Annotated in this window: 10 protein-coding genes; 3 read left to right on the plus strand and 7 right to left on the minus strand. The window is 72.5% G+C overall.

All coding sequences use genetic code 11. From position 1 onward, the window contains the following. Nucleotides 1-62: 62 nt before the first annotated feature. The 3 genes from OG534_RS02150 to OG534_RS02160 all read right to left on the minus strand — a co-directional run bounded on the left by OG534_RS02150 (nt 63) and on the right by OG534_RS02160 (nt 4,928). Complete coding sequence (locus OG534_RS02150; protein ID WP_326586353.1) at nt 63-1,730, minus strand: serine/threonine-protein kinase; 1,668 nt, start codon at nt 1,728-1,730, stop codon at nt 63-65. Nucleotides 1,731-1,843: 113 nt separating this feature from the next. Continuing rightward, nucleotides 1,844-3,877, minus strand: coding sequence for a prolyl oligopeptidase family serine peptidase (locus OG534_RS02155; RefSeq protein ID WP_326586354.1), 2,034 nt, complete (start codon nt 3,875-3,877; stop codon nt 1,844-1,846). Then, complete coding sequence (locus tag OG534_RS02160) at nt 3,867-4,928, minus strand: AI-2E family transporter (protein ID WP_326586355.1); 1,062 nt, start codon at nt 4,926-4,928, stop codon at nt 3,867-3,869. The genes OG534_RS02155 and OG534_RS02160 overlap by 11 nt, the downstream gene beginning before the upstream one ends. Before the next feature lie 158 nt (nt 4,929-5,086). On the opposite strand from OG534_RS02160, the gene OG534_RS02165 reads away from it, so the two are divergent. Then, the gene (locus OG534_RS02165) at nt 5,087-6,376 is read left to right on the plus strand and encodes an MFS transporter (RefSeq protein WP_326586356.1); all 1,290 of its coding nucleotides are present in this window, start codon (nt 5,087-5,089) and stop codon (nt 6,374-6,376) included. Between the two features lie 21 nt (nt 6,377-6,397). On the opposite strand, the gene OG534_RS02170 is transcribed toward OG534_RS02165, so the two are convergent. The 3 genes from OG534_RS02170 to OG534_RS02180 all read right to left on the minus strand — a co-directional run bounded on the left by OG534_RS02170 (nt 6,398) and on the right by OG534_RS02180 (nt 8,923). Then, nucleotides 6,398-6,571 (minus strand): hypothetical protein, encoded by a 174-nt coding sequence (locus OG534_RS02170; protein ID WP_326586357.1) that lies wholly within the window; start codon nt 6,569-6,571, stop codon nt 6,398-6,400. Between the two features lie 504 nt (nt 6,572-7,075). Beyond that, the gene (locus OG534_RS02175; RefSeq protein ID WP_326586358.1) at nt 7,076-7,876 is read right to left on the minus strand and encodes an MBL fold metallo-hydrolase; all 801 of its coding nucleotides are present in this window, start codon (nt 7,874-7,876) and stop codon (nt 7,076-7,078) included. A 108-nt stretch (nt 7,877-7,984) separates the two neighbouring features. Continuing rightward, the gene (locus OG534_RS02180) at nt 7,985-8,923 is read right to left on the minus strand and encodes an aldo/keto reductase (protein WP_326586359.1); all 939 of its coding nucleotides are present in this window, start codon (nt 8,921-8,923) and stop codon (nt 7,985-7,987) included. Nucleotides 8,924-9,022: 99 nt separating this feature from the next. On the opposite strand from OG534_RS02180, the gene OG534_RS02185 reads away from it, so the two are divergent. Together OG534_RS02185 and OG534_RS02190 are read left to right on the plus strand one after the other, a co-directional pair. Beyond that, nucleotides 9,023-9,160 (plus strand): hypothetical protein, encoded by a 138-nt coding sequence (locus tag OG534_RS02185; protein WP_326586360.1) that lies wholly within the window; start codon nt 9,023-9,025, stop codon nt 9,158-9,160. A 203-nt stretch (nt 9,161-9,363) separates the two neighbouring features. After that, the gene (locus OG534_RS02190) at nt 9,364-10,881 is read left to right on the plus strand and encodes a UDP-N-acetylmuramoyl-L-alanyl-D-glutamate--2,6-diaminopimelate ligase (RefSeq protein ID WP_326586361.1); all 1,518 of its coding nucleotides are present in this window, start codon (nt 9,364-9,366) and stop codon (nt 10,879-10,881) included. A gap of 160 nt (nt 10,882-11,041) precedes the next feature. Here the strand turns inward: OG534_RS02190 and OG534_RS02195 are convergent, their stop codons facing one another. Further along, nucleotides 11,042-11,779 carry a VOC family protein gene (locus tag OG534_RS02195; RefSeq protein WP_326586362.1) on the minus strand — a complete coding sequence of 246 codons (738 nt, stop codon included), beginning with the start codon at nt 11,777-11,779 and terminating at the stop codon, nt 11,042-11,044. Nucleotides 11,780-11,949 lie beyond the last annotated feature (170 nt).

An 11,949-nucleotide genomic window follows, 5' to 3' on the forward strand; every position in this document is an offset into this window, starting at 1 on the left:
CGGCTCACCGGGACCGTCGAACCGCGTCCGCCGGCCTGGTCCCCACGGTCGTGATCCCGCCGCTACCGCTTCTGCCAGAGGGTGAGCCGGGTGGCGTAGTCGGGCAGGTTGCCGTGGCTGGTGGTGATGTCGGTGACCTCCAGCATGGCCAGCCGCTTGTCGGTCGTGATCGTGCACAGCAGCGCCCCGACGGGCAGGGTGCCGCGCAGGTCCTTCGCCTTGATCTCGGCGGGCAGCACGTCGGACTGGGCGCCCTGCAGGCACTGCTGCGGGGTCTTTCCGGCGCTCTTGCCCATCGGGGTGTAGAACTCCCAGCCGCCGCCCGAGATCTCGCTGAGCTGGATCTCCCGGCCAGGGGTGTCCTGCACGACCTGGGGAACGTCGAGGTCGGCCTCCACGATGTTGGCCCCGCTCGGCGAACGCAGGGCGAAGGGCCGGTCCCGGAAGACGACGGTGTACCCGGAGTCGTCGGAGGCGGCAGCGGAGGCGGAGGGCGTCGGAGCCGGCCCGGTGGAGTGGGACGGCTGACCCGACGGCTTGCCTTCGCCCTTCTCCTGCCTGCCGTCCGCGGTACTGCCGGCCTTGGCCACCGTCCAGGTCACGACCACGGCCAGGACGACGGCCATGGCGGTGCCGGCGACCACGAGACCGGTCCGCGTACGCCGTGGAGCGGCCGGTGCCGTCGGGGGGTACGGCGGCGGGGTCGGCGCCTCGGTCGGAGCGGCGGTCGGCGCGGTGGCGAAGGTGGGGCCGTGCGGCGGGCGTGGCCCCGGGTCGGTGACGGTCGGATCGGGCGTCGGGGTGCGTGCGGCACGCCCACGAGCGGCGAGCTCCTCGGTCAGCGGCTGCGGCAGCCAACCGGCGAAGTCGTTCAGGGAACGGCCCGCGGCCTTCTCGCACAGCGCGGCCAGTTCCCCGGCGCCGACGCGGGCCCCCGGGTCGGCGGAGAGACAGCGCTCGAGCAGCGGGCGGAGCCGGTCGTCGTAGAGATCCAGGCGGGGTGGACGTACGCCCGTGTTGGCGATCTGCGCGGCGAGGGTGAGGGCGCCGCCCTCGCCGTAGGGGTGGCGGCCGGTGGCGGCGACGGCGGCGATCAGGCCGAGCGAGAAGACGTCCGCGGCAGGTCCTACAGGGTCGCCGAGTGCCTGCTCAGGGGACATGAACTGCGGGGTGCCGACGACGCCGCCGGACGCGGTGAGCTGGGTGGCATCGGCGGCCCGGGCGATGCCGAAGTCGATGACGTACGGGCCCTGGTCGCTCAGCAGGACGTTGCCGGGCTTGAGGTCGCGGTGCACGATGCCGGCGGCGTGGATCGCGGTCAGGGCCCGTGCGGTGCAGCCGACGAGCTGGAGAACGGCGGGCAGCGGCAGCGGGCCGTGCGCGGCAAGGGCCTCGTGCAGGGACAGACCGGGCACGAACACCGAGGCCAGCCAGGGCTGTTCGCCGGTGGTGTCGTGGTCGACGACCGGGACGACGTGGTAGCCCTGCACCCGGCGCGCCGCCTGGACCTCCTGCTCGAAGCGGCGGCGGAAACCCGGGGCGCTGCCGTACTCGCGCCGGATCACCTTCAGCGCGACGGGCTGCCCGCCACGGGTGCGAGAGAGGTAGACGGTTCCCATGCCGCCCTCGCCGATGCGGGCCACCAGCCGGTATCCCGCGATCTCCCGCGGATCCTCGGCCCGCAGTCGTTCACCTGCCCCGTTCACCGACATGCCGGACCGGCCCCCCATTCCATGATCGTCTCGCCCGGCAAGGGTAACGGACCTCATCCGCGCCTCGGCGGTCTTTGCCCCAACCGCCACCGGGGCCAGGCCCGGACGACGGTCGCGGGCCCGGACCGGGGTCACTTCGACGGGGTCAGTCGCTCCCACAGGAAGGTGTGGACCAGGGCCTCGTTGAAGGCCGTCTGCCGGTGGTCGGTGGCGCCCGCGTGGCCGCCGCCGAGGTGCTCGTGAAAGAGGACGGGGTGCCCGAACTCGCGCAGCCGGGCGGCCATCTTGCGGGCGTGGCCCGGGTGGACGCGGTCGTCGCGGGTGGAGGTGAGCAGGAGCAGGGGCGGGTACGCCGGCCCGTCCGCCCGGACCTGGTGGTACGGCGAGATCCGCTCCAGGTGGGGGCGGTCGGCCGGGTCGTCCGGATCCCCGTACTCGGCGATCCAGCTGGCGCCGGCGAGCAGCTTGTGGAAGCGGAGCATGTCCAGCAGCGGCACGTGAGCGACGACCGCGCCGAACAGTTCCGGGTCGCGGGTGAGCATGGCGCCCATGAGGAGGCCGCCGTTGCTGCCGCCCTCGATGCCCAGCTGGGCGGGGGTGGTGATGTCCCGGGCGGTGAGGTCCCGGGCGACCGCGGCGAAGTCCTCGTACGCCCGGACCCGGTTCGCGCCGAGGGCCGCCTTGTGCCAGCCCGGCCCGTACTCGTGCCCGCCGCGGATGCCCGCGACGACGTAGGTGCCGCCGCGCGCGAGCCAGGCGCGGCCGGTGACCGCGCTGTACTGCGGGACCATGGAGATCTCGAAGCCGCCGTACCCGTACAGCAGCGTGGGGCCGGGGCCGGGACGGTCCTCGGGTCCGACGACGAAGTACGGCACGCGGGTGCCGTCCGCGGAGGTCGCGAAGTACTGGCGCACGGTGAGGCCGGCGGTGTCGAAGAGCGCCGGGCTCTGCTTGACGCTCTCGCTGTCGCCGCCGCTGTCGCCGCCGGCCGTGCCCCGGTAGAGGGTGGAGGGCTGCAGGAAGCCGGAGACGTGGTGGAAGTACTCGTCGCCCACGTCCGGGTCGGTGCAGGTGACCGAGGCCGTGGACAGCGGCGGGACCCCCGGGAGCGGGGCCCGGCTCCAGCCGCCGGGTCCCGGGGTGAGCAGCTCCATCCGGGAGGAGACGTCGGCGCGGGTGCTCAGGATGAGGTGGTTGCGGGTCCAGCTGTATCCGGCGAGCGCGATGTGCTCGTCCGGGGTGAACAGCACCTCGGCCTCCCGCTCCCCCGCCAGGAAGGCGTCGAAGTCGAAGGCGAGCAGGCTGCCCGCGGGGTGGCCGAGCCACGGCGACTTGGTCGTGACGGTGAGCCACCGCCGGTGGACGGAGGCGCCCGCGTCGTCCGGTACGTCGATCTTCAGCGGCGGTTCGGCGGACTCCTCCCGGAGGAGGAACAGCTCCTGGTTCCAGAAGTCGATCTGCCGGTGGACGAAGTCCCGTTCGAAGCCGGGGGTGTCGTCGCGCCATCCGGAGGCCGACAGGTCCGAGGGCCGGCCCTCGTAGACCGGCTCCGCGTCCTCGATCGGGGTGCCGCGCCGCCAGCGGCGCACCTGGAGCGGGTAGCCGGAGGGGGACATCGAGCCGGGGCCGAAGTCCGTACCGATCCAGACCCGGTCCCGGTCGATCCAGCCGATGCGGGTCTTGGCCTCCGCGACCGCGAACCCGTCCGCGACGAACTCCAGGGTCTCCAGGTCGAACTCGCGCACGACGCAGGCGTCCGCGCCGTCCCGCGAGAGCAGGACCAGGGCGTGCCGGTGCTCGGGGGCCAGGACCCGGCTGCCCGCCCAGGCCCACTTCTCGTCCTCGGCCTCGGCCAGTGCGTCGAGGTCCAGGAGCACCTCCCAGGCCGGCCGGTCCGTGCGGTACTCCTCGAGCGTGGTCCGCCGCCACAGGCCGCGCACGTGGTCGGCGTCCTGCCAGAAGTTGTAGAGGTGGGGGCCGCGGCGGACGACGTGGGGGATGCGGCCGTCGTCGTCCAGCACCTCGCGCGTCTCCTGCTCGAGCACCTTGAAGCCGGGGGCACCGGTCAGCGCGTCCACGGTCTCGGCATTGCGCTCCCGGACCCAGGCGAGGGCGCTTTCGCCGGATACGTCTTCCAGCCACAGGTAGGGGTCTTCATCGCTCATCAGGCGATTGTGCAGGAAGACGGGCCCGGCGCAGGGCCGAGTGCACCGACCAGACGACCGAGACCAGCGGGACGGCGACCACCGCGCCGACCACTCCGGCGGCGATGGCCCCGGCGACCACCGAGATCGCCACCACCAGCGGGTGCAGCCGGACCGCCCGGCTCATCACGAGCGGATGCAGGACGTGTCCCTCGATCTGGCCGATGACCACGATCAGCGCGACCACCAGGGCCGCGACCAGCGGCCCCTTCGCGGCGAGCGCGACCACCGCGGCGATGGCCAGCGCGACCGGTGATCCGATGAGGGGGATGAAGGCCGCGAAGAACTCCAGCAGCGCCAGCGGGACGGCCAGCGGAACCCCGAGGAGGTACAGCGCGACGCCGACGAGGACCGCGTTCGTCGCCGCGACCAGCAGGATCCCGTGGGTGTACCCGGTGAAGGTGCGCCAGGCCGCGCTCCCGGCGATCGCCACCCGCTCGCGGACCGGTCCGGGCAGCTGCGCGCGGAACCACGTCCACTGCCGGTCGCCGCCGTGCAGGAAGCAGACCGAGCAGAAGACCGCGAGGGCGAGCACCGTCAGCACGTGCACCAGGCGCCCGGCCCCGCTGACCGCCTGGCTGAGCAGTGTGGAGCGGTGGCTCGACAGGTACTGTCCGGCCCGGGCCTGGATGTCGGAGAGCGCGTGCGGGTTCAGCCGGAAGGGCGGCCGCTCCAGCCAGTCCTCGATGCTGGCGAGGCCCTGCCGGAACTCGCGGGTCAAGGTGGTGCTCTCCCCCGCCACCGCCTCGCCGACCAGCGTCAGCACGCCCAGCAGGAGCAGCGCGCTGCCGAAGAGGCACAGGGCGACGGCCGGAGTCCGGGGCATGGCACGCTCCAGGCGCCGGGTGGGAGCCCACAGCAGCGCGGCGACGACGAGGCCGAGGAAGACTGCCACGGCGATCTCGTGGAACCGGCCGAGCACGGCGAAGATCGCGTAGACGGCGGCGCCGACGACCAGCAGGCGCCAGGCGTACGCCGCGGCCGTACGCAGGAACGGTGACACCGGCGGCATGACCCATGCGTGCCACCGCGGCCCGCCGATGCCACGCGCCGGGCCCCTGATTCGCCCGTCCGAGGCGGGTACGGAGGCGTTCGGGCGGACGGGATCCGGCGGCGGTGCCGGAATAATCCGTTGCCGCGGCGGGTGACGCTCGCCGACGATGGCCTCTCGTGAGCACCTCCCGACTGACCGCCGTACTGCCCGACCTCGCCCCGTGGCGGTCGAGCCGCGACTTCCGGCTGCTGTTCTACCAGGGGACGGTCACGTACTTCGGCTCGTTCATGGCGATGATCGCGCTGCCGCTGCAGATCAAGCACCTGACGGACTCGCCGCTGGCGGTCGGCGCGATGGGCGCGGTGGAGCTGGTCCCGCTGGTGGTCTTCGGGCTGTACGGGGGCGCCCTCGCCGACGCGGTCGACCGGCGGCGGATGATCCTGCTGACCGAGGCGGGGCTCGGGGTGCTGGCCCTGGTGCTCCTGGTGAACGCCCTGCTGCCGGATCCGCTGCTGTGGCCGCTGTACGTGGTCGCGGCCGGCGTGTCGGCGCTGGCCGGGCTCCAGCGGCCGGCCCTGGACTCGCTGATGGCGCGGATCGTGCCGCACGACCAGCTCACCGCCGCCGCCGCGCTCAACGGGCTGCGCTACCAGGCCGGCGCGATCGCCGGTCCGGCGCTGGCCGGCCTGGTCGTCGCGTACGCCGGTCACGCCTCGGCCTACGGCGTCACGGTCGTGGGCTTCCTCGTCTCCGTGCTCCTGTGCCTACGGCTCAGCCCGGCTCCGCCCGCGAAGGACGCCGAGCGTCCGTCGCTGCGCGGGATCGCCGAGGGCGCGCGGTACGCGTGGAGCCGGCCCGTGCTGCTGGGGACGTACGCCGTGGACCTGGCGGCGATGTTCTTCGCCTTCCCGAACACGATCTTCCCCTTCCTCGCGGACGAGCTCGACGCGGTGTGGGCGCTGGGGCTGATGTACGCGGCGGGTGCGGTGGGCTCCCTGGTACTGGGGATGACCAGCGGCTGGACCTCCCGGGTCCGCCGGCACGGGCTGCTGGTGGTCATCGGGGCCGCGGTGTGGGGTGTGGCGATCGCGGCGGCCGGCGTGTTGCCCGGCATCTGGCTCGTGCTGCTGTGCCTCGCGGTGGCGGGCGCGGGCGACATGCTGAGCGGGCTCGGCCGCGCCACGATCTGGAACCAGACGATCCCCGAGGAGCTGCGGGGCCGGCTCGCGGGGATCGAGGTGCTCTCGTACAGCGTCGGCCCGCAGCTCGGTCAGGTCCGGGCGGGAACCATGGCCGGCTGGACCGGTACCCGTCCGGCCTTCTGGAGCGGCGGTCTGGCCTGTGTGGCATCGGTGGCGGTGCTGGCCGCGCTGCTGCCGAAGCTGATCTCCTACGACGCGCACACCGACGAGGACGCCCGGCGCCGCCGGGCCGCCCGGGAGGAACCGAGCGGCGCGCCCTCCTGAGGCCCCGGCCCGGCTGGTGTCTCAGTTCTCGTTCTCGGCGAGGATCCGGTCGGCCGCGTAGTGCGGGCAGTTGAGGGCGTGCCAGGTCACCGACAGGGAGACCGCTCCGGTCCGCAGGGTCCGCACGACACCGTCGGCGGCCGTGGCCTTGCAGAAGGGACACACAACGGTCTCCGGGCGTAGTAGATCGAACATGCCGGGTCCTTCCCGCAGCTTTCTCACACCGGACCAGTCCAGAACTATCAAATCCGGCGCCATTCGGCCGCAGTACCCACAAGTACGGATGGATATGGGAGGCCGTGGCCGTGCAGGAAGGGCGTCGGCGCGGGATCGGAAGGGGTCCGCGGAGGGCGGCCGCACCGGCGGGGACCCTTGCGGCGGCCCGGAGAGCGGCGGCGGACCGGGGGTGGCCGGCCGCCTGCGCCGTCAGCCCGGAGAGCGGGGCGACGCCGTTGGGATTGCGCAGGGCCGGCAAACTGACGGCGCCCGCGCGCCGCGGATGGTGCGGATGGTGCGGGGGTTACTCGCGAGGAAACACCGGCTTGTGCACGTACGAGACACCTCGCAGCACCCTCGGACGCGCGACGCGCGACGTGCGAGGGGGGACGGAATGACGGATGAACACCAAGCGCGGGCACAGTAACAGATGTTCAGCGGGGTGCAACCGCCCCTACCCCTACGATTCCAAGGCTATTCAGGTCATCCAGGTTCGAAGCCTGCGAGCATCTGTTCCAGTGCGGCCTGGTCCGGCCCCGTGTACGGATCGATGCCGGGGACCGCGGCGATGGTGTCGATGAACTGCGTGGTCAGGCCCACCGCCGGCGGCAGGTGCGTGCACAGGATGGTCTGCGGGTCCATCGACCGCAGCGGGTCCACGGTGGTCAGGAACCTGTCCGGATCCACCAGTTGCACCCACGGACTGTCCACGCTCGCCCACAGCCGCTGGGCGGCTCTCAGGTCCTCGGCCGGCACCGCCCCGACGTCGGTGCACGTGGCGGTGTCCGCGCTGGGCATGGGCCCGCCGAAGCAGTCGGAGCTGAAACAGGCCCGCGCATGGTCGTCGTAGAAGCCGACGGTCGCCGGATTGTCGAACAGCGGCGGCCGGAAGGCGTGCAGCGTACGGTCGCCCACGTCCAGGCTCTGGCCCGGATTGAGGAGGTAGACCCGGTCCATGGGCAGCGGCCGCTCGGTGGACATGATCCCGGCGCCCAGGAACGTGGTGATCAGGCGCGCCTCGGGAGCGGCGTCGAGGAGGGCGAAGAGGCCGCCCGTGTGATCGCGGTCCGGGTGCGTCAGCCAGATCCACCGCACGTCGGCGGGGTCGACCACCGAACCGAGCGTGTCGAGGAAGTCCCGGTCGGGCAGTCCGAGGCCGGTGTCGACGACCACCGGCTGCTCGGCGTGCAGCACGAACGCGTTGACCGGGAGGAAGCCGATGCCCGGTACCTCCAGGCAATCCGCGAGGACGGTGATGTCGGGTCCCACCTTGTGCGTGCTCATGGCGCCATCTCCCCAGGCCTGCGGGGTACGGGTTCTCCCTCCATCGTGGCGCCGTCGGGTTGCGCACGCGCGCGGGAGGCGGTACCCGCGCGGCTTCCCCGGCCGCGATCAGGGGAGCGGGACGCCGCGGGCCGTGATCCAGAGCTCGTACCACTCCTCGTGCGTGAGGTCGGGCTCGCGCAGCGCCGCGTCGCGGCAGGCGCGGATCCGGTCGGGGCGGGCGGTCCCGATGACGGGCGCGATGGCGGCGGGGTGCCGGATCAGCCACCACAGCAGGACCGACTCGGGCGTCGTGCCCTTGCGCCGGGCCAGCTCGTCCAGCAGCTGCGCGGTGGCCCGTTCGGCCGGTGTCTGCTGGAGGCCGGTGAACCGGCCCTGCGCCAGTGCCCCCCAGGCCTGGAGGCGGATGCCGTGGTCGCGGCAGTGCTCCAGGGTCCCGAACGGGAACCCGTTGGCCGCGGATCCGGGGGTGTTGAGCACCACCCCGGCCTCGACCCAGTCGCGGCTGTGCAGGCTCATCTCCAGCTGGTTCGCCACCAGCGGCACGTCGAGACGGGCCTGGAGGTGGGCGATCTGCGCGGCGCCCATGTTGGAGACGCCGAAGCTTCGTACGAGGCCCTGCCGGTGCAGGGAGGTCAGCGCGGCGGCGGTCGCGTCCACGTCCGCCAGCGGATCGGGGCGGTGCAGCAGGAGGACGTCGATCACATCGGTCCGCAGCCGGGTCAGGCTCTCCTCCACCCGCCGCGTGATGCTCTCGCCGCGCAGGTCGTAGATCCCCGGGCGGTCCGTGTCGCCCAGCCGGATCCCGCACTTGGTCTGGAGCGTGATGCGTTCGCGCAGCCCCGGCGTCCGCGCGAGCACCTCGCCGAACACGGCCTCGGCCTTGCCGTGCCGGTAGATGTCGGCGTGGTCGAAGGTGGTGATCCCGCTGTCGAGGGCGGCATGGACCGCCGCCTCGGCCTCGTCGATGTCGCCGGGCGCGTACGGACCGGGGTCCCAGCTCCCGCCCAGCCCCATGCACCCGTACAGCACCCGGTCGCCACTCATGCTCGCACTCCCGTTCGTCACCACGGCCTCACCCTAGGGGGTGCCCCGATCGTCTGCGGCCAGGGCTTCGCGTAGGCCGATCGGCCGTACACTCGGGCCATGGGTCATCCGGGTTCCACGAGGCAGTGCCTGCAGCAGGCCGCCTCCGTCGTGCGCCCGGCCGTCGTCCACCCCGCCCTCGCGGCTGACGTCGAGGCGCCCGAGACCCGCCGCATCGCCCTGCACGGCCACGGCTAGCGCTTCCCACCTCCCGGGCGGGCCGCTGCCCCACGCGACCGTCAGGCCTCTCCCGCCGGGCTGATCCGCCTCGTTCCGTTCTCACCGGACGAAGGCCCGCCCCGCCCCGCTCCACGGCACCACCGCAGCTTCCCGGCATGCCGCCGGCGCTGCCGCCTGGCTACGGCCGCACGCCCGGGCCGAGCCACCTCGAAGGGATCATTGTGAAGTTGAGCGAGTTGCTGGCCGGCCAGGAGCACCACGTACTCCATGGGAACCCGGAGACGACGTCGATCACCGCGGGAACCACGTTCGACGCCGACCGGGTGATGCCCGGCTCGCTGTTCATCGCCGTACCAGGACACCGGGAGGGGGGACCGGATTCCGTGTCTCCCGCACTCGCGCGCGGAGCGGCCGCGGTGCTCGTCGACGGCAGCGAACCGGCTCTCCCGGCGTCGGTGTGGCCGCCAGGCGCGTGCGCCGTACGGGTCCCCGACACCCGGACCGCCGCCGCGATCGTGACCTCGCGCTATTTCGGCGAGCCCGGGCGGCAGATGGACATGGTGGCGATCACCGGCACCAACGGCAAGACCTCGGTGTCGTACATGGTCGAGTCCGCCCTGCGGATCTCCGAGGGCGCGAAGGTGGGGGTCATCGGCACCGCCGGCAGCCGGATCGGCGACGAGCAGATCCCGATGCCGCGCTCGGTGCTGACCACGCCGGAGTCGCCGGACCTGCAGTACCTGCTGGGGTACATGCGCGACCACGGCGCCGGCAGCGTGGTGCTGGAGGCCACCTCGATGGGCCTGCTGACGCACCGGGTCGACCGTACCTTCATCGACGTCGGCGTCTTCACGAACCTGACGCAGGACCACCTGGACGACCACGGCACGATGGCGAACTACCGGGACGCCAAACTCCGGCTGTTCCAGGGCCTGTGCCGGCACGCGGTGGTCAACGCCGACGACCCCGTGGGCGCCGGCATCCAGGCGATGATGCCCGGGGCGGTGACCACGTACGCACTCGACGCCCCGGCGGACTACCGGGCCACCGACCTCGCCGTGAGTGCCTCGGGGACACGGTTCACCCTCCATCACGGCGGGCGCACATATCCGGCGTCGATCCCCGTCCCGGGCAGGTTCTCGGTGGCCAACGCGCTGGCCACCGTCGCGGCCTGTCACGTCCTGGGCCACGACCTGGGCGCCCTGGTCGCCGCGCTCGACCTGATGCCTCCCGTACCGGGCCGGTTCGAGCGCTTCCGGACCCCGCTCGGCACCTCCGTGATCGTGGACTACGCCCACTCGCCGGATTCCCTGGAGAAGGTCCTGACCACCATCCGCGGCTTCGCGCGCGGCCGGGTCGTCACCGTCTTCGGCTGCGGCGGCGACCGCGACACCACCAAGCGGGCCGACATGGGGACGATCGCCGGAACCCACTCCGACCTCTGCGTCCTCACGTCGGACAACCCCCGCAACGAGGATCCCGAGGCCATCCTGGACGAGGTCGCCCCCGGCATCGCGAAGACCGGCACCCCCTTCGAACGGTGCGCCGACCGCCGCCGGGCGATCGAGTTCGCCCTGTCGGCCGCGGGCCCCGAGGACGTCGTCCTGATCGCCGGGAAGGGCAGTGAGCCCTACCAGATCGTCGGGGAGGAACTGCTCCCCTTCAGCGACATGGCCACGGTGCGCGAGCTCGCCGCGGCCCAGGCCGCCGCGCTGCCCGCGCACGTGATCTGTTCGTAGGCCGCCCGTCCGCCGGTGCCGGACCGTCCGGAGGTCGCCGAAGGCCGGCGCGTAGCGTCGCCGTAGGCGCCGGGGCCCTACGGGCACCGCCGGTGGCTGCGGCCCGCTCGTGGCGGGTCTGCGCCGTTGGCCCGCAACCGGCCGGAGCCGTTGCTCAAGGTCAGCGAGGGGTGAGGAGACAGAACTCGTTGCTCTCCGGGTCGGCCAGAACCGTCCAGGAGATTGCAGACTGGTCAATACCGGGGTCGGTGGCGCCCAGGGCGCGCAGTCGGGCCTCTTCTGCTTCCAGGTCGTCACCGGGGTAGGGGCAGATGTCGAGGTGGACGCGGTTCCACACGCTCTTGGTGTCGGGGGTGCGGAGGAACTCCAGGTAGGGGCCGACGCCTTTGGCGGAACGCATGGTCGCGTGGTCGTCGGTGACCTCATGGAGCGTCCAGTCCATCGCCTCGCCCCAGAACCGGGCCATCGCTCGTGGGTCGGCGCAGTCGACCACCACCGCGGCGATCGGCCCGGTGTCCTGATGGATCGGACGGGGTTCCAGGACGCAGAACTCGTTGCCCTCCGGATCGGCCATGACCGTCCAGGGGACGTTGCCCTGACCCACGTCGGCGAGCGTCGCGCCCAGACCCTGCAGGCGCGCGACCAACTCCGCCTGATGGGCGGTCGAGGTGGTGGCCAGATCAAGGTGTACCCGGTTCTTCACCGTTTTGGGTTCCGGGCGGGCGATGATGTCGATGCAGACGGCCACGGGGTCGGGGTAGGCGAAGCCCACGGGTTCGAGGTTTGTCACGCCGGGTCCCTCGCTGTCGACACCCCACCCGAGTGCCTCCGCCCAGAACCGGCCGAGCGCGGAGTCGTCCTGGGCCTTCATGTTGATCTGTACGAGTCTTGTTGCCATGCCGGAGATCCTAGAAGCCGCCGTCGGCCCGGGCCACGGTCGGCCTGCTGGAGGGCATGCCATGACGCTGAGGGTCGCGGCTTCTTCACACGGTGCTTGAGTCGGACTTCCTCTTCCGTAGCAGCTGGACCGTTTCTCAGCCGTCCAATCGACATCGTGCGGCTCGGCGT

Origin of the sequence: Streptomyces sp. NBC_01294 (genome assembly GCF_035917235.1) — a bacterium.
In the GTDB taxonomy this organism is placed as follows: domain Bacteria; phylum Actinomycetota; class Actinomycetes; order Streptomycetales; family Streptomycetaceae; genus Streptomyces; species Streptomyces caledonius.

What these genes read in the sequence shown, in the direction of transcription:
- OG534_RS02150 (WP_326586353.1), bottom strand. Translation starts at nt 1,730, where the DNA reads ATGGGGGGCCGGTCCGGCATGTCGGTGAACGGGGCAGGTGAACGACTG.
- OG534_RS02155 (WP_326586354.1), bottom strand. Translation starts at nt 3,877, where the DNA reads ATGAGCGATGAAGACCCCTACCTGTGGCTGGAAGACGTATCCGGCGAA.
- OG534_RS02160 (WP_326586355.1), bottom strand. Translation starts at nt 4,928, where the DNA reads ATGCCGCCGGTGTCACCGTTCCTGCGTACGGCCGCGGCGTACGCCTGG.
- OG534_RS02170 (WP_326586357.1), bottom strand. Translation starts at nt 6,571, where the DNA reads ATGTTCGATCTACTACGCCCGGAGACCGTTGTGTGTCCCTTCTGCAAG.
- OG534_RS02175 (WP_326586358.1), bottom strand. Translation starts at nt 7,876, where the DNA reads ATGAGCACGCACAAGGTGGGACCCGACATCACCGTCCTCGCGGATTGC.
- OG534_RS02180 (WP_326586359.1), bottom strand. Translation starts at nt 8,923, where the DNA reads ATGAGTGGCGACCGGGTGCTGTACGGGTGCATGGGGCTGGGCGGGAGC.
- OG534_RS02185 (WP_326586360.1), top strand. Translation starts at nt 9,023, where the DNA reads ATGGGTCATCCGGGTTCCACGAGGCAGTGCCTGCAGCAGGCCGCCTCC.
- OG534_RS02195 (WP_326586362.1), bottom strand. Translation starts at nt 11,779, where the DNA reads ATGGCAACAAGACTCGTACAGATCAACATGAAGGCCCAGGACGACTCC.